This window comes from Kosakonia oryziphila (genome assembly GCF_900094795.1).
Classification (GTDB): domain Bacteria; phylum Pseudomonadota; class Gammaproteobacteria; order Enterobacterales; family Enterobacteriaceae; genus Kosakonia; species Kosakonia oryziphila.
Window position 1 is genome coordinate 34145 of record NZ_FMBC01000031.1, and the last position, 23260, is coordinate 57404.

The window sequence follows — 23260 nt, forward strand, 5'->3', positions numbered from 1 at the left end:
AGCACTGGCCCAGCGTTACGGGCCAGTCTTGAACTTATGTCGAACCACTACTTACGCATCTTCACGCAGCCCAAATCCGCGATTCTGCTTATCCTGGGTTTTGCCTCCGGTTTACCACTTGCCCTGACCAGCGGTACGCTTCAGGCATGGATGACCGTAGAAAATGTCGATCTTAAAACCATCGGTTTCTTCTCACTGGTCGGCCAGGCCTATGTCTTTAAATTCCTCTGGTCGCCGCTTATGGATCGCTACACACCACCGCTATTGGGAAGGCGTCGCGGCTGGCTACTGCTGACACAACTGTTGCTGCTGGCGTCCATCGCCGGAATGGGCTTCCTTGATCCGGTCAACCACCTGCGCTGGATGGCGGCACTGGCTGTGCTAATCGCCTTCTGTTCCGCCTCGCAGGATATTGTGTTCGATGCCTGGAAAACGGATGTCCTGCCTTTTGAAGAGCGCGGCGCTGGCGCAGCCATTAGCGTACTCGGCTACCGCCTTGGCATGCTGGTTTCCGGTGGGCTGGCGCTGTGGCTCGCCGACCGCTGGCTCGGCTGGCAAGGGATGTACTGGCTGATGGCCGCACTGCTGATCCCTTGTATTATTGCCACTCTGGTGGCGCCGGAGCCAACAGACACCATTCCGGTGCCGAAAACGCTGGAGCAGGCCGTTGTCGAGCCGCTGCGTGATTTCTTCGGCCGCAATAATGCGTGGCTGATTTTGCTGCTGATCGTGCTGTATAAACTCGGCGATGCTTTCGCCATGAGCCTGACAACCACCTTTTTGATTCGCGGCGTCGGATTTGACGCGGGTGAAGTCGGCGTGGTCAACAAAACGCTGGGGCTGCTGGCAACGATCGTCGGCGCACTGTATGGCGGGGTATTAATGCAGCGCCTCTCCCTGTTTCGCGCATTAATGATTTTCGGATTTTTACAGGCGGTTTCCAATGCCGGTTACTGGCTGCTGTCCGTCACGCAGAAAGATATCGTCAACATGGGTGCTGCTGTGTTCTTCGAGAATCTGTGCGGCGGTATGGGAACAGCGGCGTTTGTCGCGTTATTAATGACACTGTGCAATAAATCCTTCTCCGCAACCCAGTTCGCTCTACTTTCGGCGCTGTCCGCTGTCGGGCGCGTGTACGTCGGCCCGCTGGCGGGTTGGTTTGTAGAAACCTACAGTTGGTCAACGTTTTATCTCTTCTCTATCATTGCAGCAGCGCCAGGTCTGCTGCTGCTGGCGATGTGTAAGCGAACGCTGGAATTTACCCAGCAGACCGGGCATTTTATGCCACGCAGCGAATATCCGACTGCCTACCGTTTGGCCTTGCACATACTGAGTGTCGGTTGCCTGCTGCTTAGTGGCTGGCTGGTGGTGCTTATTGTTACGGCCTGCGGAATGGCAAACTGGACCATTGGCACCAGGCTTCTCGAAGGCGGCGCACTGCTGGCGATTGTCGGTATTCTGTTCGGCGGGCTGCTGGATCTACTGGCTCTACGCAAAACGCGGCTGATGTGAACGCAGCGCTTACCTGATAAAAGGTAAGCGCTGGCACTGTTCGCTATTAATTAATAGAAGAAAAACAGCCCGCGAAGAACGTGCGTGAAGAACGCAGGCAGGATAATCACGCCGACGGCTGTGATAATTGGCGAAAATTGCTGCAAAAACGCGACAGGTAATAAAAACATAAACGCAGCCCCTTTGCAGGGCATCGCATACCACTGATGCCGGTTACGGCTAATGACCCACCAGGCGGGATAAGCCAGCACGGCGGTCAGCATCATGACGCGAGAAACACCTTTGTACACTGGCGGGTAGCTGAAGAGTGCTTCATATAAATGAAACAGTAGGATCGCCAGCATAATCCATCCCGGCGACCACAACAGCGGCAGCACTATTGGAGGTGCCTAAGAGGCATTTCCAGCCATCGGAATATCATCCTTTCATACTTAACAATTCCCCGGATTTTTTTGTTTTTAAATCAATCGCAAGGATAAAATCCCCACTAAATAATTCATAACCGTTATTGTTCCGTACAATTATTAATCATTATTTTAATCCAGGTCTACTCGGTTATTTATCGTTATATGTGTACATTTTCTTTAATTATTTTGTGCGCTATAAATTAAGGACTATTCTTTAACGATTCAGCACTGTTATTAATTATTGGGTTTCACATTAGTTCCAATAATGTACGGCAATTGCTGAGTATATGTTAATTATTTGTTTAATTAATTGATTGGTTATACCAGTTTATCCTCAGCGCTGATTGTAATGTAACATTTTCGTTATAATCTCAACTTCAGCTGTGCGAATGCCCGATTTTACAGTTTGTTGCATTCCGTGTGACATAAATGGCAGAACTCAGTAACACCTTACTGACACGGAGCCAAGTATGTTTACAGTAACGTAACCTTTCCGTAAAATGCCCGCACACTTTAAGCGCCACCAGATCCCGTGGAATTGAGGTCGTTAAATGAGACTCAGGAAATACAATAAAAGTTTGGGATGGTTGTCATTAATCGCCGGCACTGTTCTACTCAGTGGTTGCGATTCTGCACTTCTTGACCCCAAAGGACAGATTGGACTGGAGCAACGTTCGCTGATACTGACGGCTTTTGGCTTGATGTTGATTGTCGTTATTCCCGCCATCTTGATGGCCGTAGGTTTTGCCTGGAAGTATCGTGCAAGCAATAAAGATGCGAAGTATAGCCCGAACTGGTCACACTCCAATAAAGTGGAAGCTGTGGTCTGGACGGTGCCGATTCTGATCATTCTGTTCCTTGCTGTACTGACGTGGAAAACCACCCACTCGCTCGAACCGAGCAAACCGCTGGCACATGACGAACACCCAATCACCATTGAAGTGGTCGCCATGGACTGGAAATGGTTCTTCATCTACCCGGAACAGGGCATTGCTACCGTAAATGAAATCGCCTTCCCGGCGAACACACCGGTAGAGTTCAAAGTGACCTCCAACTCCGTGATGAACTCGTTCTTTATTCCGCGTCTGGGCAGCCAGATCTACGCAATGGCCGGTATGCAGACCAAACTGCATCTCATCGCCAACGAAGCAGGTACGTACGATGGCATTTCCGCCAGCTACAGCGGCCCGGGCTTCTCTGGCATGAAGTTTAAAGCCATTGCTACGCCGGACCGCACCGCATTCGACCAGTGGGTCGCAAAAGCGAAACAATCTTCAAGCACCCTGCCAGATATGGCGGCGTATGAGAAAGTTGCTGCGCCAAGCGAATACAACAAGGTTGAATACTTCTCCAGCGTGAAACCCGATTTGTTTAAAGACATTATCAACAAATTTATGGGCCACGGTAAGAGCATGGACATGACCCAACCAGAAGGCGAGCATAGCGCGCACGAAGGAATGGAAGGCATGGACATGAGTCACGCGGAAACCTCTCACTAAGGGGTCGAGGAAGAAAACGATGTTCGGAAAACTTACACTGGATGCAGTGCCGTATCATGAACCCATTATCATGGTTACGATTGCTGCGATTATCGTCGGTGGTCTGGCGGTAGTAGGCCTGATCTCTTACTTCGGTAAGTGGTCCTGGCTGTGGAAAGAATGGTTGACCTCTGTCGACCACAAACGCCTTGGTATCATGTACGTCCTCGTGGCCGTTGTGATGCTGCTGCGTGGCTTCGCAGATGCTGTCATGATGCGTAGCCAGCAGGCGCTGGCCTCTGCGGGTGAAGCGGGATTCCTGCCGCCTCACCACTACGATCAGATCTTCACTGCTCACGGCGTGATCATGATCTTCTTCGTGGCAATGCCATTCGTTATCGGTCTGATGAACCTGGTGATTCCGTTGCAGATCGGTGCGCGCGACGTTGCGTTCCCGTTCCTGAACAACCTGAGCTTCTGGTTCACGGTTGTGGGCGTGATTCTGGTTAACATCTCTCTGGGCGTCGGTGAGTTCGCTCAGACCGGTTGGCTGGCTTATCCGCCGCTTTCAGGAATCGAATATAGCCCTGGTGTCGGGGTCGATTACTGGATCTGGAGTCTCCAGCTATCGGGTATCGGTACGACGCTGACCGGTATCAACTTCCTGGTGACCATTCTGAAGATGCGTGCGCCGGGCATGACGATGTTCAAAATGCCAGTATTTACCTGGGCATCTTTGTGCGCCAACGTGCTGATTATCGCGTCGTTCCCAATTCTGACTGTTACCATTGCGCTGCTGACCCTGGATCGTTACCTGGGCACCCATTTCTTTACCAACGATATGGGTGGCAACATGATGATGTACATCAACCTGATTTGGGCCTGGGGTCACCCGGAAGTGTACATCCTGGTGTTGCCGGTCTTCGGGGTGTTCTCCGAAATCACCGCCACCTTCTCGCGTAAACGCCTGTTTGGTTACACCTCGCTGGTGTGGGCGACTGTATGTATTACCGTACTGTCGTTCATCGTTTGGCTGCACCACTTCTTCACCATGGGTGCTGGCGCGAACGTAAACGCCTTCTTTGGTATCACCACGATGATTATCGCCATCCCGACCGGGGTGAAGATCTTCAACTGGCTGTTCACCATGTACCAGGGCCGCATTGTGTTCCACTCCTCTATGCTGTGGACCATTGGCTTTATCGTGACCTTCTCCGTAGGTGGGATGACCGGCGTGCTGCTGGCAGTTCCGGGCGCAGACTTCGTACTGCACAACAGCCTGTTCCTGATTGCACACTTCCATAACGTTATCATCGGCGGCGTGGTCTTCGGTTGCTTCGCTGGTCTGACTTACTGGTGGCCGAAAGCCTTCGGTTACACCCTGAACGAAACCTGGGGTAAACGCGCGTTCTGGTTCTGGATCATCGGCTTCTTCATTGCATTTATGCCGCTGTACGTGCTGGGCTTTATGGGTATGACCCGTCGCCTGAGTCAGCAGATTGATCCACAGTTCCACACCATGCTGATTATCGCAGCTTGCGGTGCGGCGCTGATTGCTATCGGTATCCTGTGTCTGCTGATTCAGATCTACGTTTCTATTCGCGACCGCGATCAGAACCGTGACCTGACCGGTGACCCGTGGGGTGGCCGTACGCTGGAGTGGGCAACCTCCTCTCCTCCGCCGTTCTACAACTTTGCTCATGTCCCGCATATTCACGAACGTGACGCGTTCTGGGAAATGAAAGAGAAAGGCGAAGCGTACAAAAAACCTGCGCAATATGAAGAAATTCATATGCCGAAAAACAGCGGTGCCGGCATTGTTATCGCCGCGTTTGCAACCGTGTTTGGTTTCGCCATGATCTGGCATATCTGGTGGATGGCTATCGCTGGTTTCGCTGGCATCATCATCAGCTGGATTGTGAAGAGCTTCGACGAGGACGTGGATTACTACGTACCGGTTGCAGAAATCGAGAAACTGGAAAACCAGCATTTCGATGAAATCACTAAAGCAGGGCTGAAAAATGGCAACTGATACTCTGACCAACGCGCACGCCCACGCGCACGAACACGGGCACCACGATGCAGGGCCGAATAAAGTCTTCGGTTTCTGGATCTACCTGATGAGCGACTGCATTCTGTTCTGCTGTCTGTTCGCTACCTATGCCGTTCTGGTGAACGGCACTGCGGGCGGCCCGACAGGTAAGGACATTTTCGAGCTGCCGTTCGTACTGGTTGAAACCGCGCTGCTGTTGTTCAGCTCCATCACCTACGGCATGGCGGCTATCGCCATGTACAAAAACAACAAAAGCCAGGTGGTTTCCTGGCTGGCGTTGACCTGGTTGTTTGGCGCAGGCTTTATCGGGATGGAACTCTATGAGTTCCACCACCTGATTGCCGAAGGCATGGGCCCGGATCGCAGCGGCTTCCTGTCAGCGTTCTTCGCGCTGGTAGGCACCCACGGTCTGCACGTGACCTCAGGTCTGATCTGGATGGCGGTTCTGATGTTCCAGATCTCCCGTCGCGGGCTGACCAGCACTAACCGTACCCGTATCCTGTGCTTAAGCCTGTTCTGGCACTTCCTGGATGTGGTATGGATCTGCGTGTTCTCTGTTGTTTATCTGATGGGGGCGATGTAATGAGTCATTCTAACGATCATGGCGCTTCCCACGGTAGCGTAAAAACCTACATGACAGGTTTTATCCTGTCGATCATCCTGACGGTGATCCCGTTCTGGATGGTGATGAACGGTTCTGCTTCTAAGCCGGTGCTTCTGGGCGTTGTCCTGGTCACCGCCGTAGTTCAGATTCTGGTGCATCTGGTTTGCTTCCTGCACATGAACACCAAGTCTGATGAAGGCTGGAACTTTACCGCCTTTGTCTTTACCGTGATTATCATCGCTATCCTGGTAGTCGGTTCCATCTGGATTATGTGGAACCTCAACTACAACATGATGGTTCACTAAGAGCGGCGAGTATGTTTAAGCAATACCTGCAAGTTACGAAACCGGGCATTATTTTTGGCAATCTGATCTCCGTGATTGGGGGGTTCCTGCTGGCTTCCAAAGGCCACATCGACTATCCCCTGTTCCTCTACACGCTGATTGGCGTGTCGTTGGTGGTCGCCTCTGGTTGTGTATTTAACAACTACATCGATCGTGACATTGATAAAAAGATGGAACGAACGAAAAACCGGGTGCTGGTCAGAGGGCTGATCTCGCCAAAAGTCTCGCTGGTGTACGCCGCCTTGTTGGGTATTGCTGGCTTTATGCTGCTGTGGTTTGGCGCCAATCCGCTGGCCTGCTGGCTGGGGGTGATGGGGTTTGTGGTTTACGTTGGCGTTTATAGCCTCTACATGAAGCGTAACTCCGTTTACGGCACACTGATTGGTTCTCTCTCCGGCGCTGCGCCGCCGGTGATTGGCTACTGCGCGGTCACCAATGAGTTCGATAGCGGCGCGGCAATTCTGCTGGCGATTTTCAGCCTGTGGCAAATGCCTCACTCCTATGCCATCGCGATTTTCCGCTTTAAGGATTATCAGGCAGCGAACATTCCGGTACTGCCGGTGGTGAAAGGTATTTCTGTAGCCAAAAACCATATCACGCTGTACATCCTGGCGTTTGCCATTGCCACGCTGATGTTGTCGCTGGGCGGCTATGCCGGGTATAAATACCTGGTCGTTGCCGCTGCGGTAAGCCTCTGGTGGCTGGGCATGGCGCTGCGCGGATACAAAGTGGAAGATGACAAAGTGTGGGCGCGCAAACTGTTTGTGTTCTCCATTGTTGCCATCACTTCCCTTTCGGTGATGATGTCCGTGGACTTTATGGTGCCGGATTCACACAGCCTGCTGACATACGTCTGGTAAGCGCAAGCTTGCTGCACCAGACTGGAAAAACCGGGGAAACCCGGTTTTTTTTCGTCCGGAATAAACCCTACTGACCTTGTTACGAAGAAGCCAATAACAACATGAAATATATGGTTATGTAATATTTGTTAAATAACCGCATGTTTACCCTACCCTGCCGCCGCACTACACTGTGTCCGGTTTTTAAATTGAGGTGGTAATGAACGATTATAAAATGACGCCAGGCGAGTTGCGCGCCACCTGGGGTTTAGGGACTGTATTCTCACTGCGCATGCTCGGCATGTTTATGGTCCTGCCCGTTCTGACCACATACGGTATGGCGTTGCAGGGCGCATCGGAAGCCCTGATTGGGCTGGCGATCGGCATCTACGGCCTGGCCCAGGCGATATTTCAGATCCCCTTTGGACTGCTTTCGGATCGCATCGGCCGCAAGCCGCTGATTGTCGGCGGGCTGATGATTTTTGTGCTGGGCAGCGTGATTGCCGCGCTCACCGACTCTATCTGGGGCATTATTCTTGGCCGTGCGCTACAAGGCTCTGGCGCTATTGCCGCCGCCGTGATGGCGCTACTGTCGGATCTCACGCGCGAGCAAAATCGCACCAAGGCGATGGCGTTTATCGGCGTCAGCTTCGGCATCACGTTCGCCATAGCCATGGTTTTAGGGCCGGTCATCACACATCTTTTAGGCCTGCATGCATTGTTCTGGATGATTGCTGTGCTGGCAACGATCGGCATCATCCTGACGCTGTGGGTAGTGCCGGACAGCAAACACCATGTACGCAATCGCGAATCGGGAATGGTCAAAGATTGCTTTAGCATGGTGATCACCAATCCAAAGCTGCTGAAGCTGAACTTTGGCATTATGTGCCTGCATATCCTGCTGATGTCGACGTTTGTGGCGCTGCCCGGTCAGCTTGAATCTGCCGGTTTCCCGGCTTCAGAGCACTGGAAAATCTATCTTGTCACCATGCTTATCTCTTTTGCTTCGGTGGTGCCTTTTATTATCTACGCCGAAGTGAAACGTCGGATGAAACGCGTTTTTGTACTCTGCGTTGCGCTACTGCTGATTGCCGAAATCGTGCTATGGGGCGTTGGCGCTCACTTCTGGGAAATTGTGATTGGCGTACAAATCTTCTTCCTCGCCTTTAACCTGATGGAAGCGCTGCTGCCGTCATTAATCAGTAAAGAAGCGCCAGCCGGTTATAAAGGGACGGCAATGGGCATTTACTCCACCAGTCAGTTTCTCGGCGTCGCTATTGGCGGTGCGGTCGGCGGTTGGGTGGATGGTTTATTTGACTCGCAAATGGTGTTCATGTTTGGCGCATTGCTGGCCGCGCTCTGGCTGCTGGTTGCCAGCAGTATGCAGGAACCGCCCTATGTCAGCAGCCTGCGCATCGCCATTCCTGATAATGTGGCTATTGATGACGCGCTACAGCAGCGTCTGCACGCAACGGCGGGAGTCAGTGAAGTATTGGTCGTGGCGGAAGAACGTAGCGCTTACGTGAAGATAGACAGCAAAGTGACAAACCGCTTTGAAGTCGAACAGGCCGTTGCAGGTTAGGCAGGCTCTTTTCCCCTCCGTCAGCAGGAGGGGAAAACAGATTAATCACGGAAGTTTTTGAACTGGAACGGCTGGCCCAGATTACCGCCGCGCACCAGCGCCATCACCGCTTGCAGGTCATCACGGGATTTCCCGGTCACGCGGATCTCTTCCCCCTGGATCTGCGCCTGTATTTTCAATTTGCTGTCTTTAATCAGTTTGATGATTTTCTTCGCCGTCGGCGCATCGATCCCCTGCTTCAGCTTTGCTTCCACAAACCAGTTTTTCCCACTGTGAACGAACTCTTCCGGTACATCCAGCGATGCCCCTTCAATGCCGCGTTTCAACAGCTTGGCACGCAAAATATCCAGTAACTGGTTAACCTGGAAATCAGATTCACTCAGCACCTTAATAGTCTGCTTTTCTTCATTCAGATCGAATGTGGCTTCAACATTGCGAAAATCGAAGCGTGTCGCGACTTCACGGGTCGCATTCTCAACGCCGTTTTGCACTTCGCGCATTTCAACTTCGGAAACGATATCGAAAGATGGCATATTTTCTTCTCCCTCTCTATTTGTTGCGATGCATAATACCCGCAACGAGGTATAACTCAACTTGTAATACTGAAGCATAGCCGACAGCACTATAATGGTTGGAGTAACACCTGGCGCAGTTGCAGGTGAGGAGGAACAATGAAAATTACCGTACTCGGTTGCGGTGCTTTAGGGCAATTGTGGTTAACAGCGCTGTGTAAACAGGGACATGAAGTACAGGGCTGGTTACGTGTGCCACAGCCTTTTTGCAGTGTAAATGTCGTGGAAGAAGATGGCACAATTTTTAATGAATCCCTGACGGCCAACGATCCTGAATTTTTGGCCCATAGCGATCTGCTGTTGGTGACGCTAAAAGCCTGGCAAGTTTCTGATGCGGTAAAAGGCCTTGCAACGGCACTTTCTCCCGCGACGCCGGTACTGCTGATTCACAACGGTATGGGCACTGTAGAAGAGCTGAAAGCGCTACCGAATCCCCTGCTGATTGGCACCACGACTCACGCGGCTCGCCGGGATGGTAACGTGGTTGTACATGTGGCCAGCGGCACGACACATATTGGCCCGGCGCGGCAGCAGGACGGTGAATTCAGCTCGCTGGCGGATACCCTGCAAGAAGCGCTGCCGGATGTGGCCTGGCATAACACCATTCGCCCGGCGCTGTGGCGCAAACTGGCGGTGAACTGCGTGATCAATCCGTTGACCGCCCTGTACGACTGTAAAAATGGCGATCTGCGCCAATTTCCCGATGAGGTGGCAAAAATCACCCACGAAGTGGCTGCCGTTATCGAACGTGAAGGCCACCATATTTCTGCGGATGATTTGCTGAGTTATGTGAACCAGATTATCGAAAATACAGCGGAAAATATTTCGTCGATGCTCCAGGATGTCCGCGCCTTGCGGCACACCGAGAGCGATTATATTACCGGCTACCTGCTCAGACGCGCCCGCGCGCACGGTATTGCGGTACCCAAAAACGCCCGTCTGTATGAAATGATTAAACGTAAGGAGAGTGAGTATGAGCGCATCAGCTCTGATATGCCTCGCCCCTGGTAGTGAAGAGACCGAAGCGGTCACTACTATCGATCTGCTGGTCCGTGGCGGCATTACTGTCACTACCGCCAGCGTAGCCAGCGACGGTAACCTGGTTATCACCTGCTCGCGCGGGGTTAAACTGCTGGCAGATGCGCCGCTGGTGGAAGTTGCGGATGGTAATTTCGATGCGATCGTGTTACCGGGTGGTCTGAAAGGCGCGGAGTGCTTTCGCGACAGCCCTCTGCTGGTCGAAACCGTTCGCCAGTTCCACCTTTCCGGGCGCATTGTTGCCGCTATTTGTGCCGCTGCCGGTACGGTGCTGGTGCCGCATCAGCTCTTCCCGTTGGGCAATATGACCGGTTTCCCGGGTCTGAAAGAGACGATTCCGCCTGAACAATGGCAGGATAAGCGCGTGGTGTGGGATCCGCGCGTGAACTTGTTGACCAGCCAGGGGCCAGGCACGGCTATTGATTTTGGTCTGAAGATTATTGATCTGCTGGTCGGGCGCGAAAAAGCCCATGAAGTGGCGTCACAGTTGGTGATGGCGGCGGGGATTTATAATTACTACGAAGCGTAGGCATTAACATGCCCGGTGGCGCTGACTGCCGGATAGCGAAGCGGCTATCCGGCATTATGTTTACGGGCGATAAACCTTCACATTCTGGAAGCCCTGCTCACGCAGATAGAGCGCCTGCAAACGGCTCATCACACCACGCTCACACCACAGCAACCAGGTTTTGCTCTGATCCAGATCGCCAAATTTCGTGCTCAGCTTGTAGAACGGCAGTGACACCACATCAACGCCCTCCAGCTTCAGTGGTTTATCATCCTGTTCGTCAATCGAACGGATATCCAGCACCACATCGTTCGGGCCAAAACCGTTAACCGTTTCAACTTCAACCACCTCTTGCTGGGCTTGCTGAGCGATTTCACGGATATCAATATTGCTGGCTTCCGCCACAACCTGGTCGAGAATAGCAAAATCAAAGTGTGCTTCTTCCGCTTCGATCTTCGCCTTCACCGCTTTCACCGTTGGGCTTTTGGAGATCACACCGCAATATTCCGGCATCGTGCGGGCAAAATCCTCGGTACCGATTTCACGCGCCAGGTCGATAATGTGCTCTTTATCGTAAGAGATAAGCGGGCGCAGGATCAGCGTATCGGAAACGTTATCAATCAAACGCAGGTTGGTCAGTGTCTGGCTGGAAACCTGCCCCAGTGCCTCACCGGTTACCAGCGCCTGCACGCCGTAACGTTCAGCGACTTTCGACGCGGCGCGCACCATCATGCGTTTCAGCACCACCCCCATCTGACCATCATCGACTTTTTCGAGGATCTCGCCGACCACCGGTTCAAAATTGATTGCCACAAAACGCACGCGGTGCGAACTACCAAAGCGGTTCCACAGATAATGCGCCACCTGGCGAACGCCAATTTCATGGGCTGCACCGCCGAGGTTAAAGAAGCAGTAGTGTACGCGGCAACCGCGGCGCATCAGCATATAGCTGGAAACACCAGAGTCGAAACCGCCTGAAATCAGTGACAGAACATCTTCCTGGGTACCAATCGGGAAGCCGCCAATCCCTTCATAACGGCCTTTTACCAGCAGCAGGCGGTCATCTTCGATTTCCAGATTCACCGTTACATCCGGGTGTGTCAGCTTAACGCGCGCAGACTCGACATGCTGGTTCAGCCCGCCGCCCACGTAACGTTCGACTTCAATAGAGCTAAATTCATGTTTACCGCGGCGTTTTACACGAACGCAGAAGGTTTTACCTTCAATCTGCTCGCGATACTGCACCAGCGCTTTCTCAAAAATATCGTGCAGAGAAGTGAAAGGCACATCTTCCACTTCCAGGATATGGTGGATCCCCGGAATGCGGGTCAGCGCGTCGCGAATAGCCAGGCGCTGGTTTTCATCTTTGGCGCGAACTTCGATATGGTCCCAGTGGCGCACAACGGCAAGGGTTTCGTCGTAGTGCTTCAGAACGTTACGAATGTTCCCGGTCAGAATTTTAATAAAGCGCAAGCGCACAGATTGGCTTTTGATGGTGATTTCCGGGAACAATTTAATGATAAACTTCATGGCGGCAATGGTTCGTTGGCAAGCCCGACAGGGACTGTAAGGGAAAATAATACAGCAGCCCATATCTGCGGCTGCATCCAGGCGCGGAAGTATACCACCATCGAATAGACCTTGCGCAATGCATTACCCTTGAGCGTAATTGGCTAAGTGCCACGACTCCGCTACCATAGCTAAATAGCTAAGTTGAGTCAGAATGAATAATAGAAGAGTCAGACATTCACTATGCCAAAGAAAAACGAAGCACCAGCCAGTTTCGAAACAGCGCTGAGCGAACTGGAACAGATTGTCACTCGTCTTGAAAGCGGCGATCTTCCACTTGAAGAGGCACTCAATGAATTCGAACGTGGCGTGCAACTGGCGCGCCAGGGGCAGGTAAAGTTACAGCAGGCAGAACAGCGCGTGCAGATCCTGCTCTCCGATTCCGAAGAGGCGCCGTTAACGCCTTTCGCACCGGACGCTGAATAACGATGGATTTTAATCAACAACTGCAAGCCTGCGTCGATCGGGCCAATGACGCGCTGCGCCGTTTTATCGCTCCACTGCCCTTTCAGAACACTCCTCTGGTTGATGCTATCCAGTATGGCTCACTATTGGGCGGTAAACGTCTACGCCCGTTTCTGGTTTACGCAACCGGTTCGATGTTCGGCGTCAGCCAGCAAACGCTGGATGCGCCCGCAGCCGCAGTGGAGTGCATCCATGCTTACTCGCTGATCCATGACGATCTGCCCGCGATGGACGACGATGATTTACGCCGTGGCCTGCCGACCTGTCATATTAAATTTGGCGAAGCCAATGCCATTCTTGCGGGAGATGCATTGCAGACGCTGGCCTTCTCGATCCTCGCCGATGCGCCGATGCTGGAAGTGACGGCACACGATCGGCTGGCGATGGTATCAACGCTTGCGATCTCCAGCGGCGTGGCTGGCATGTGCGGAGGCCAGGCGCTGGATCTGGCGGCGGAAGGTGAGCAAATTTCACTGGAAGCGCTGGAGCAGATCCACCGTCATAAAACCGGCGCGCTGATCCGTGCGGCAGTAAAAATGGGCGCACTGAGCGCGGGCGACAGAGGACGGGAAGCCTTGCCTCAGCTCGATCGCTATGCCCAGAGCATCGGTCTGGCGTTCCAGGTTCAGGATGACATTCTGGATGTGGTCGGCGATACTGCCACCCTGGGTAAACGCCAGGGCGCCGATCAGCACCTGGGGAAAAGTACCTATCCCGCACTACTGGGTCTTGAGCAAGCCCGGACAAAAGCCCACGACCTGATTGACGATGCCCGACAGGCGCTTAGCCTGCTGGCTGCACAGTCGCTTGATACGGCGGTACTGGAAGCACTGGCGAATTATATAATCCAGCGTGATAAATAAAACGACACACTAGATGAGTTGCTGATGAGTTTTGATATAGCCAAATACCCGACGCTGGCGCTGGTAGATACCACACAAGAGTTGCGTCTGCTGCCGAAAGAGAGTCTGCCGAAGCTGTGCGACGAACTGCGTCGCTATCTGCTTGACAGCGTAAGCCGCTCCAGCGGGCACTTCGCCTCCGGGCTTGGCACGGTCGAGCTGACCGTCGCGTTACATTACGTCTACAACACGCCGTTCGATCAGTTAATCTGGGACGTCGGCCACCAGGCCTACCCGCATAAAATTCTTACCGGGCGTCGTGACAAAATCGGCACCATCCGGCAGAAAAACGGTCTGCATCCGTTCCCATGGCGCGGCGAAAGCGAATACGATGTGCTCAGCGTTGGTCACTCCTCCACCTCTATCAGCGCGGGAATTGGCGTTGCCGTCGCCGCTGCCAAAGAGGGCAAACAGCGCCGTACCGTCTGCGTAATTGGCGATGGCGCGATCACCGCTGGCATGGCCTTCGAAGCGATGAACCACGCCGGTGATATCCGCCCGGATATGCTGGTGGTGCTGAATGACAACGAGATGTCGATTTCCGAGAACGTCGGCGCGCTGAACAACCACCTGGCGCAGTTGCTCTCCGGCAAACTCTACTCCACCCTGCGCGAAGGCGGCAAAAAAGTGCTTTCCGGCGTTCCGCCGATCAAAGAGTTGATCAAACGTACCGAAGAACATATCAAAGGCATGGTCGTGCCAGGTACCCTGTTTGAAGAGTTGGGCTTTAACTACATTGGCCCGGTGGACGGCCACGATGTGCTGGGGCTGGTGCAGACCTTGCGCAATATGCGCGATCTGAAAGGTCCGCAGTTCCTGCATATTATGACCAAAAAAGGGCGCGGCTATGAGCCAGCCGAAAAAGATCCAATCACCTTCCACGCGGTGCCGAAATTCGATCCGACCAGCGGTACACTGCCGAAAAGCAGTGGCGGTATGCCGAGTTATTCGAAGATTTTCGGCGACTGGCTGTGCGAAACTGCCGCCAAAGACGACAAGTTGATGGCTATTACGCCGGCAATGCGCGAAGGTTCCGGCATGGTCGAGTTTTCACGCAAATACCCGGATCAATATTTTGATGTTGCGATTGCCGAGCAGCATGCCGTGACTTTCGCGGCCGGGCTGGCGATTGGCGGCTATAAACCGGTGGTGGCGATCTACTCCACCTTCCTGCAACGCGCCTATGATCAGGTTATCCACGATGTGGCGATCCAGAAACTGCCGGTGCTGTTTGCCATTGATCGCGCCGGGATTGTCGGTGCCGATGGGCAAACGCACCAGGGTGCTTTTGATATCTCCTACCTGCGCTGTATCCCTGACATGGTCATCATGACGCCAAGCGATGAAAACGAGTGTCGCCAGATGCTGTTTACCGGTTATCACTATGCCGATGGCCCAAGCGCCGTGCGTTACCCGCGCGGCAATGCCGTTGGTGTAACGCTGGAGCCACTGGAGAAACTGCCGCTCGGTAAAGGCGTGGTGAAACGTCGTGGCGAGAAGCTGGCGATTCTGAATTTCGGTACATTATTGCCGGAAGCGCAAAAAGCCGCCGAAGCCCTGAACGCGACGCTTATCGACATGCGTTTTGCCAAACCGCTGGACGAAGCGCTGATTCTGGAAACCGCTGCGCATCATGACTCGCTGGTAACGCTGGAGGAGAATGCTATCGCAGGCGGCGCAGGTAGCGGCGTCAACGAAGTACTGATGGCACACCGTAAACCGGTGCCAGTGCTCAATCTCGGCCTGCCGGATTTCTTCATCCCGCAGGGTACGCAGGATGAAGCCCGCGCCGATCTGGGGCTGAACGCTACAGGCATCGAATCCCGCATCCGCAACTGGCTCGCCTGATCCCTTCAGCCGCTCCTGCTATGCTTAAACGTAAGTTTTTCATAGCAGGAGTGGAATCATGCAGTACAACACATTAGGAAAAACAGACCTTAAGGTTTCCCGCCTTTGCCTTGGCTGCATGACGTTTGGCGAACCTGACCGGGGCAAACACGCCTGGACGCTGCCGGAAGAGAGTAGCCGCCCTATCATTCAGCGCGCGCTGGAAGGCGGCATCAACTTCTTTGATACTGCCAACAGCTATTCCGATGGTAGCAGCGAAGAGATTGTCGGACGCGCGCTACGCGATTTCGCCCGCCGCGACGAGGTGGTCGTCGCCACTAAGGTCTATCACCAGGTGGGCGATCTGGCGGAAGGTCTCTCCCGCACGCAGATCCTGCGTTCCATCGACGATAGCCTGAAACGACTAGGTATGGAGTATGTCGATCTACTGCAAATCCATCGTTGGGATTACCATACGCCAATTGAAGAGACGCTCGAAGCCCTTGATGAAGTGGTGAAAGCGGGCAAAGCGCGCTATATCGGTGCGTCGTCGATGCACGCTCGCCAGTTCGCTCACGCGCTGGCCTTGCAGCAAAAAAATGGCTGGGCGCATTTTGTCACCATGCAGGATCACTACAATCTGATCTACCGCGAGGAAGAGCGCGAAATGCTGCCGCTATGTTACAAGGAAGGCGTGGCGATTATTCCATGGAGCCCGCTGGCGCGAGGACGTTTAACCCGCCCATGGGGAGAAACCACCGCGCGTCTGGTGTCGGACGAATTCGGCAAAACGCTGTACAGCGAAACCGATGAAAACGACAGCCAGATTGCCGAACGGCTGGCCGGTGTGGCAGAAGATGTCGGTGCTTCCCGTGCCCAGGTGGCGCTTGCCTGGCTGCTGAGTAAACCGGGCGTCGCTGCGCCGATTATCGGCACATCCCGCGAAGAACAGTTGGAAGAGTTGTTAGGCGCAGTGGATTTAACGCTGAAACCGGAACAGGTTGCCGAGCTGGAAACACCGTACAAACAGCACCCGGTGGTAGGATTTAAATAACCCGTAGCCCGGGAAGGTAAAATGTCCGGTGGCACTTACCGGGCCTACATAGCGTAATCAGATGTCAGAGCTGGGCTTGCAGGCCGGATAAGGCGCCATCCGGCGCATCACCCTCAGATCAAGCCAATCGGCCAGTGGTGGCCAATCAGATACAACAGTCCGGCAGCGATGATCCCGGCAATGATATCATCAACCATGATCCCCATACCGCCGTGAACATTGCGATCAAACCAGCGAATCGGCCACGGTTTCCACATATCCAGAATACGGAACAGCACAAAGCCGACGGCAACCCACTGCCAGTCACTGGTCGGGAGCGCCATCAGCGTGATCCACATTCCGATGAACTCATCCCAGACAATGCTGCCGTGATCGTGTACGCCCATATCTTTTGCCGTCTGATGGCACAGATAGACACCGAGGCAAATCCCCAGCATAACCACCAGCGAATAGAGCTGCCATGGCAGAAATGTCATTACCCACCAAAAGGGGATCGCTGCCAGCGATCCCATAGTGCCCGGAACAATCGGGCTTAAACCGCTACCAAACCCGGTTGCCAGCAAATGCCAGGGGTTTCGCAGGTTCAGACGGCTTTTGGCTATATCTTTAACTCTCGGCAAAATGGTCGTATCCTTTCCAGTCAAGGGCGACGGCCTTGCCGCTACGGGTAAAATGCAGCCCCGCCACATCGGCGCTGATCTGCCCGATACAGGTAAAAGGCACACCAAGTTGACCGATGGCGACATCCAGCGCGCCGCGGTTCAGTTCCGGCACGGTAAAACACAATTCATAATCTTCACCGCCGGAAAGCGCCCAGCGCAGCGCCTGCTCAGGCTCTACGTGACGAGTGAGCGCGTCGGAGAAAGGTAATGCATCCAGATCGATACGCGCGCCGCACTGGCTGGCTTTCAGTATGTGTGCCAAATCGGAGATCAGGCCGTCGGAGAGATCGATCGCCGAACTTGCCAGATTGCGCAGCGCCTGACCATGCAACACGCGCGGGGTTGGCCGCAAATGACGCTTGAGCAGATACTCCGCATCAGCTTTATCGCCGACGGCTAACCGTTGCTGCAAAATCGCTAATCCAGCAGCGCTGTCGCCTGGCGTTCCGGTAACATAAATCCAGTCGCCCGGTTTGGCGCCTGAGCGCTTCATTGCCCGTCCTGGCGGCACATAACCATGAATGCCGATGGTCATCGACAGCGGACCACGCGTGGTATCGCCGCCAATTAATTGCATATCGTAGTAGCTAAGCTGTTCAAACAGGCTGTCGCTGAATTTCTCCAGCCAGCTTTCATCTACCTCCGGCAACGTAAGCGCCAGCGTCATCCACGCCGGATCCGCGCCTACGGCAGCCAGATCGCTTAAATTCACCGCCAGTGCTTTGTAGGCCAAATCCGCAGGATCGATCTCCGGCAGAAAATGGTTGCCCGCCACCAGCGTATCGACACTGATAGCCAGCGTCTGTTTTTCAACAACGTTGAGCAGAGCACAATCGTCGCCAATGCCGGTTTCTACATCGCGACGGGAATTTCGTGCACGGTCAAAATAACGGGCAATCAGAGAAAATTCGCCGCATGCCATACGTTAATGCCTCGGTAGAAAAAAGAAAAAGCCGGGACAGGCGCGCAGAGCATCGCTTATCACCGGCTTACGGATCATTTTTTGCGGGGACGGATCGCAGGAGCGGCTTTATCCAGCACGCCGTTAACAAACTTGTGGCTGTCTTCAGCACCAAAGGTTTTTGCCAGTTCGATAGCTTCGTTGATCGCCACTTTGTAGGGCACATCATCACGTTTGGACAGTTCGAACAGAGCGATACGTAATACCGCTTTCTCGACCTGCCCCAACTCTTCCAGCTGACGGGACAGATACGGCTGCATTAAGCCATCGAGATATGCGCTATTAGTCGCCACCCCGGTCAACAGCTCACGGAAGTACAGAACGTCAACATCTTTTACGTCCTGTTCCGCCAGGAACTGGTATTCAACATCAGCGATGTCGTTCTGGGACAACTGCCAGGAGTAAAGCGCCTGAACGGCACACTCACGGGCGCGGCGACGAGCAGCAGGTTTCACGGAATTCCCCTTACTAAAATCAGGCCTTAATGGCTTTCAATACATTAATCATTTCAAGCGCGGTCAGTGCGGCTTCTGCACCTTTATTACCGGCTTTAGTGCCAGCGCGTTCGATAGCTTGCTCAATACTTTCAGTAGTCAGCACGCCGAAAGCGACCGGAATTTCGCTGTCCTGGGCAACATGCGCCAGGCCATTGCTTGCGCCGCCGGCAACATATTCGAAGTGCGCAGTACCGCCGCGAATCACCGTGCCAAGCGCGATCACCGCGTCGTATTTGCCGGTTTTCGCCAGTGCGCCAGCCGCCAGCGGCAGTTCGTAAGCGCCCGGTACCCACACGACAGTGATGTTTTTATCTTTCACCTGACCGATGCGTTTCAGTGCATCAATCGCACCTTCGAGCAGGCTGTCGTTGATAAAGTTGTTGAAACGCGCAATGGTGATGGCGACGCGAGCGTCCGGAGCAGCAACGTTGGCTTCAATAATGTTCATACACTTCCTTTACAGGTTCAGTTCGGACCCCGCAGGGGGGCGGATTTTAGCATAATATTTTATGCGCTGCTTCCCTTTTACAGCAGGCATCACGCTTGGGTAAGATGCAGGCAAACATCCGGGCCAACCTGCCTTATCTCATTGAATTTAAAGTGCGGCGCGTCGGCAAGCGCCGACAGCCCCGGCAACACGCACAGGCCGCGCGCGTCCGTACCTAACAGCTTCGGCGCAAGATAAACCACCAGTTCATCCACCAACCCGGCCTGCAATAATGCGCCAGCAAGCGTCGCGCCCGCTTCCACCCAAATGCTGTTAATTTGCTGTTTTCCCAGTAACATCATCAGCATCACCAGATCGACGTGGGCGTGATGTTCCGGCACGATAATGTCGCGCACGCTCACAGGCCAACTGCGCTCATCCGCTTTCGTACGGGCAAACCAAGTTTCACCCGGTAGCCCGATCAGTTTGTGCGCTGGCGTGACCCGATTATGGCTGTCGATCACAATGCGCACCGGCTGGCGCACATTTTCTTGCAGATAGAGCGCCTGACTGTCAGCATCCAACTCTTCCCAGCGTACCGTCAGCGAGGGATCGTCCGCCAGTACGGTAGCGCTGCTGGTGAGAATAGCATGGCTTTGCGCCCGTAGACGCTGTACGTCCCGGCGCGCCTGCACGGATGTGATCCACTGGCTCTCGCCGCTGGCCATCGCCGTTCGACCGTCCAGCGATGCGCCGAGCTTAAGCTGCACATACGGAAACCCGGTGCGCATCCGTTTGAGGAAACCTTTGTTCAGCGCTTCGGCTTCACTCATCATCAGCCCGTGGCTGACATCAATTCCTTGCTGTTGCAAGCGATAAAGGCCGCGTCCGGCCACCTGCGGATTGGGATCCTGCATCGCCGCGACAACGCGCGCGACACCAGCGGCAATCAGCGCTTCACAGCAGGGCGGCGTGCGACCGTGATGGCTGCACGGCTCCAGCGTCACATATGCCGTCGCGCCGCGGGCACGCTCACCCGCCATACGCAACGCATGCACTTCGGCATGCGGCTCGCCAGCGCGATAGTGAAAACCTTCGCCCACGATCTCGCCATTGTTGACGATCACACAGCCGACCCGTGGGTTCGGATGGGTGGTAAAACGCCCGCGCTGCGCCAGTTTCAGCGCCCGCGCCATGTACATTTCGTCCCGCATGATCAGTCCTGTAGGCGTGCGATCTCTTCGCCAAATTCGCGAATATCTTCAAAACTGCGGTAAACGGAGGCAAAACGGACATAAGCCACTTTATCGAGCTTTTTCAACTGCTCCATTACCAGATTACCGATCATTTTACTGGGAACTTCGCGTTCGCCTGTTGCGCGAAGTTGCGATTTAATGTGGTTGATCGCCATTTCCACGTCGTCCGCGCTTACCGGGCGTTTCTCCAGCGCTTTCAGCATACCGCTACGTAACTTGTCTTCATTGAAGGGTTCACGCACCTCATTGCTTTTCACCACGCGCGGCATCACCAGCTCAGCCACTTCAAAAGTGGTAAAACGCTCATTACAAACCAGACACTGCCGGCGGCGGCGGACAGAGGAGCCTTCCCCCACCAGACGAGAATCGATTACTTTGGTATCCACGGCGAAACAGAATGGGCAATGCATACGGCGTCCTGACGTGTGAGTTAACTGAAATCTATTTTACCCTGGACTGACATGACAACAAAGGCAGACCGTTTTTGAGATAATGGATCGATGGCAACGCAACCGTTGCGATCTACCATTACAACACTCTTTCTTTTCACGGAAACAGACATAATGACAAGACGTTACCTAAGAACACTCTTACTGGGAAGCCTTTTTGCCCTCAGTGCCTGCGCCCAGCAAAGTGAAGTCAGCCAGTTGCATCAAAGCGTCAGCACGCTGAATAGCGAGATGAGCAAACTGAACAAAGAGACGGTGAAAATTACCCAACAGAACGCGCTGAATGCAAAATCCGGCAGCGGTGTCTATCTGCTACCCGGTGCCAATACGCCAGCCCGTCTGAACAGCCAGATTGGTATGTTGCGTATGTCTCTGCAAAACGTCACGCCAAATGCTGCCGGAACCCGCGTTCTGCTGCGCATTCAGGGTGAATCGAACGATCCGTTACCGGCGTTTAGCGGTACAGTTGAGTGGGGACAAATTCAGGGCACCACGCAAAATCACCAGGAAGTTAACGTACAAAATCAGTTAATTAACGCACCTGCCAGCACGCTTGCGCCCAGCGACGTCGATATTCCGTTGCAACTGAACGGTATCACGCCGGAGCAATTAGGTTTCGTCCGTATCCACGATATTCAGCCCACCAGCGCGCAGTAATTCCCCAGGGCGACAGTGTCGCCCTTTATTGCGATTTGTAACGTTTTTTCTTCTTTTTCCACGTTTGGTCATCACATTCACGAATTTGCAATATTGGTAAATGCCAGTACAATCCCCTCGTTTATTGCACGCAAACGTGAGCGCAATCGATTACGTGCATGTCAATAATGTGAAACAACACGTATTTTTGTGAGCGTTGATACTTAATAATAGGCGCCCAGAAATATGAATCTTTAATTGCAATGCGTGCTTTCTTTCACTCCCTTCCGGGATATCAATCAGTGGCGAAATGATGAAAAAAACAATCCTCGCAGCCGGTGCTGCTCTGGCGCTTTCTGCGTCTTTTACTGCAAATGCAGCGGATAACGCTAAGCCTGAATACGTTTCTGACTGGTGGCACCAGAGCGTCAACGTGGTAGGCAGTTATCACACCCGTTTCGGACCACTGCTCCGTAACGATACCTATCTTGAGTATGAAGCGTTCGCCAAAAAAGACTGGTTTGACTTTTACGGTTATATGGATGCGCCGGTATTCTTCGGCGGTAATACAGATGCGAAAGGTATCTGGAACCACGGTTCTCCGCTGTTTATGGAAATCGAACCGCGTTTCTCCATCGATAAACTGACGGGTACCGATCTGAGTTTCGGTCCGTTCAAAGAGTGGTATTTCGCGAACAACTATATCTACGACATGGGCCGCAATGCCTCTGGTCGTCAGAGCACCTGGTACATGGGTCTCGGCACCGACATCGACACCGGTCTGCCAATGAGCCTCTCCCTGAACGTGTATGCGAAATACCAGTGGCAGAACTACGGCGCCGCTAACCAGAACGAATGGGACGGCTACCGCTTCAAAGTGAAATACTTTGTACCGATCACTACCCTGTGGGGCGGCCAGTTAAGCTACATCGGCTTTACCAACTTTGACTGGGGCTCCGATCTGGGTGATAAGAGCGGTTACGCCAATAACGGCATCAGAACCCGTACCAATGATTCCATCGCGTCCAGCCACATCCTCTCTCTGGGTTATGATCACTGGCACTACTCTGTTGTTGCCCGTTACTGGCACCACGGAGGCCAGTGGAACGACGACGCCAGCCTGAACTTTGGCAACGGCGACTTCAACGTACATTCTACTGGCTGGGGTGGTTACCTGGTTGTGGGTTACAACTTCTAATCCCGCGCATAATGACAAAAAAGCCGATCACATGATCGGCTTTTTTATCTATGGAAAACCGCAGCACCCACTGTAATGCCGATCAGTTAAGGATCAGTTGACCGATCCAGTGGCTGTGTAAGAATCCGGAAACGCTCACTCGTTTCCGGATTTTTTTATGTACATTGGACAGGCCCTTGATTTGGTATCCCGTTACGATTCTCTGCGTAACCCACTGACTTCTCTGGGGGATTACCTCGACCCCGAACTCATCTCTCGTTGCCTTGCCGAATCAGGTACAGTAACGCTACGCAAGCGCCGTCTTCCCCTCGAAATGATGGTCTGGTGTATTGTTGGCATGGCGCTTGAGCGTAAAGAACCTCTTCACCAGATTGTGAATCGCCTGGACATCATGCTGCCGGGCAATCGCCCCTTCGTTGC

25 protein-coding genes are annotated in these 23260 nt (G+C 53.5%); 16 read left to right on the plus strand and 9 right to left on the minus strand.

The features are described 5' to 3' along the window. Positions 1–36 precede the first annotated feature (36 nt). Positions 37–1512, plus strand: a complete 1476-nt coding sequence (gene ampG, locus GA0061070_RS15210; RefSeq protein ID WP_090136909.1) for a muropeptide MFS transporter AmpG — start codon at positions 37–39, stop codon at positions 1510–1512. A gap of 50 nt (positions 1513–1562) precedes the next feature. Here ampG and GA0061070_RS15215 read toward each other — a convergent pair whose 3' ends face one another. Further along, positions 1563–1856, minus strand: coding sequence for a hypothetical protein (locus GA0061070_RS15215; RefSeq protein ID WP_139109776.1), 294 nt, complete (start codon positions 1854–1856; stop codon positions 1563–1565). 614 nt (positions 1857–2470) lie between these two features. Here GA0061070_RS15215 and cyoA point away from each other — a divergent pair. From cyoA to GA0061070_RS15245, 6 genes are all read left to right on the plus strand, one after another. After that, on the plus strand, positions 2471–3418 hold the full coding sequence (gene cyoA / locus GA0061070_RS15220) for a cytochrome o ubiquinol oxidase subunit II (RefSeq protein WP_090136911.1): 948 nt from the start codon (positions 2471–2473) through the stop codon (positions 3416–3418). Between the two features lie 19 nt (positions 3419–3437). After that, a complete protein-coding gene (gene cyoB / locus GA0061070_RS15225) occupies positions 3438–5429 on the plus strand; it encodes a cytochrome o ubiquinol oxidase subunit I (protein WP_090136912.1) in 1992 nt (663 codons plus the stop codon). Beyond that, entirely contained in the window at positions 5419–6033 is a 615-nt protein-coding gene (locus GA0061070_RS15230; RefSeq protein WP_090136913.1) for a cytochrome o ubiquinol oxidase subunit III, read from the plus strand. Before cyoB ends, GA0061070_RS15230 begins: the two co-directional genes overlap by 11 nt. Next, entirely contained in the window at positions 6033–6359 is a 327-nt protein-coding gene (locus tag GA0061070_RS15235; protein WP_090118385.1) for a cytochrome o ubiquinol oxidase subunit IV, read from the plus strand. The genes GA0061070_RS15230 and GA0061070_RS15235 overlap by 1 nt, the downstream gene beginning before the upstream one ends. Positions 6360–6370: 11 nt before the next feature. Beyond that, the gene (gene cyoE, locus GA0061070_RS15240; RefSeq protein WP_090136914.1) at positions 6371–7258 is read left to right on the plus strand and encodes a heme o synthase; all 888 of its coding nucleotides are present in this window, start codon (positions 6371–6373) and stop codon (positions 7256–7258) included. 199 nt (positions 7259–7457) lie between these two features. Then, the gene (locus tag GA0061070_RS15245) at positions 7458–8819 is read left to right on the plus strand and encodes an MFS transporter (RefSeq protein ID WP_090136915.1); all 1362 of its coding nucleotides are present in this window, start codon (positions 7458–7460) and stop codon (positions 8817–8819) included. 41 nt (positions 8820–8860) lie between these two features. On the opposite strand, the gene GA0061070_RS15250 is transcribed toward GA0061070_RS15245, so the two are convergent. Beyond that, a complete protein-coding gene (locus tag GA0061070_RS15250; protein ID WP_090136916.1) occupies positions 8861–9352 on the minus strand; it encodes a YajQ family cyclic di-GMP-binding protein in 492 nt (163 codons plus the stop codon). Positions 9353–9490: 138 nt separating this feature from the next. On the opposite strand from GA0061070_RS15250, the gene panE reads away from it, so the two are divergent. Together panE and yajL are read left to right on the plus strand one after the other, a co-directional pair. Then, positions 9491–10402 (plus strand): 2-dehydropantoate 2-reductase, encoded by a 912-nt coding sequence (panE, locus tag GA0061070_RS15255; protein ID WP_090136917.1) that lies wholly within the window; start codon positions 9491–9493, stop codon positions 10400–10402. Continuing rightward, complete coding sequence (gene yajL / locus GA0061070_RS15260) at positions 10365–10958, plus strand: protein deglycase YajL (RefSeq protein WP_090136918.1); 594 nt, start codon at positions 10365–10367, stop codon at positions 10956–10958. The genes panE and yajL overlap by 38 nt, the downstream gene beginning before the upstream one ends. Before the next feature lie 60 nt (positions 10959–11018). Here yajL and thiI read toward each other — a convergent pair whose 3' ends face one another. Next, a complete protein-coding gene (gene thiI, locus GA0061070_RS15265) occupies positions 11019–12467 on the minus strand; it encodes a tRNA uracil 4-sulfurtransferase ThiI (RefSeq protein ID WP_090136919.1) in 1449 nt (482 codons plus the stop codon). 222 nt (positions 12468–12689) lie between these two features. On the opposite strand from thiI, the gene xseB reads away from it, so the two are divergent. From xseB to GA0061070_RS15285, 4 genes are read left to right on the plus strand one after another with little or no spacing between them, the layout of a single operon-like run. Next, entirely contained in the window at positions 12690–12932 is a 243-nt protein-coding gene (gene xseB / locus GA0061070_RS15270) for an exodeoxyribonuclease VII small subunit (RefSeq protein ID WP_090136920.1), read from the plus strand. Positions 12933–12934: 2 nt separating this feature from the next. Then, entirely contained in the window at positions 12935–13834 is a 900-nt protein-coding gene (gene ispA, locus GA0061070_RS15275; RefSeq protein WP_090136921.1) for a (2E,6E)-farnesyl diphosphate synthase, read from the plus strand. 24 nt (positions 13835–13858) lie between these two features. Further along, a complete protein-coding gene (dxs, locus tag GA0061070_RS15280) occupies positions 13859–15721 on the plus strand; it encodes a 1-deoxy-D-xylulose-5-phosphate synthase (protein WP_090136922.1) in 1863 nt (620 codons plus the stop codon). Between the two features lie 58 nt (positions 15722–15779). Beyond that, positions 15780–16754, plus strand: coding sequence for an aldo/keto reductase (locus GA0061070_RS15285; RefSeq protein ID WP_090136923.1), 975 nt, complete (start codon positions 15780–15782; stop codon positions 16752–16754). Positions 16755–16867: 113 nt separating this feature from the next. Here GA0061070_RS15285 and pgpA read toward each other — a convergent pair whose 3' ends face one another. From pgpA to nrdR, 6 genes are all read right to left on the minus strand, one after another. Next, complete coding sequence (pgpA, locus tag GA0061070_RS15290; RefSeq protein ID WP_090136924.1) at positions 16868–17398, minus strand: phosphatidylglycerophosphatase A; 531 nt, start codon at positions 17396–17398, stop codon at positions 16868–16870. Then, positions 17361–18338 carry a thiamine-phosphate kinase gene (thiL, locus tag GA0061070_RS15295; protein WP_090136925.1) on the minus strand — a complete coding sequence of 326 codons (978 nt, stop codon included), beginning with the start codon at positions 18336–18338 and terminating at the stop codon, positions 17361–17363. Before thiL ends, pgpA begins: the two co-directional genes overlap by 38 nt. A 74-nt stretch (positions 18339–18412) precedes the next feature. Then, positions 18413–18832 (minus strand): transcription antitermination factor NusB, encoded by a 420-nt coding sequence (gene nusB, locus GA0061070_RS15300; RefSeq protein ID WP_090136926.1) that lies wholly within the window; start codon positions 18830–18832, stop codon positions 18413–18415. A 19-nt stretch (positions 18833–18851) separates the two neighbouring features. Then, the gene (gene ribH / locus GA0061070_RS15305) at positions 18852–19322 is read right to left on the minus strand and encodes a 6,7-dimethyl-8-ribityllumazine synthase (protein WP_090136927.1); all 471 of its coding nucleotides are present in this window, start codon (positions 19320–19322) and stop codon (positions 18852–18854) included. A gap of 89 nt (positions 19323–19411) precedes the next feature. Next, positions 19412–20515: a bifunctional diaminohydroxyphosphoribosylaminopyrimidine deaminase/5-amino-6-(5-phosphoribosylamino)uracil reductase RibD gene (ribD, locus tag GA0061070_RS15310; RefSeq protein ID WP_090136928.1), complete on the minus strand. Its 1104-nt coding sequence runs from the start codon at positions 20513–20515 to the stop codon at positions 19412–19414. Between the two features lie 2 nt (positions 20516–20517). Further along, positions 20518–20967 (minus strand): transcriptional regulator NrdR, encoded by a 450-nt coding sequence (gene nrdR, locus GA0061070_RS15315; protein WP_090136929.1) that lies wholly within the window; start codon positions 20965–20967, stop codon positions 20518–20520. A 153-nt stretch (positions 20968–21120) separates the two neighbouring features. Between nrdR and GA0061070_RS15320 the strand changes: the two genes are divergently transcribed. From GA0061070_RS15320 to GA0061070_RS15330, 3 genes are all read left to right on the plus strand, one after another. Beyond that, complete coding sequence (locus GA0061070_RS15320) at positions 21121–21663, plus strand: SadB/YajI family lipoprotein (RefSeq protein WP_090136930.1); 543 nt, start codon at positions 21121–21123, stop codon at positions 21661–21663. Positions 21664–21955: 292 nt separating this feature from the next. Then, complete coding sequence (locus tag GA0061070_RS15325) at positions 21956–22840, plus strand: nucleoside-specific channel-forming protein Tsx (RefSeq protein ID WP_090136931.1); 885 nt, start codon at positions 21956–21958, stop codon at positions 22838–22840. Between the two features lie 157 nt (positions 22841–22997). Then, positions 22998–23260, plus strand: a 263-nt coding sequence (locus GA0061070_RS15330; protein ID WP_208598178.1) for a transposase domain-containing protein, incomplete at its 3' end; no start/stop codon positions are given.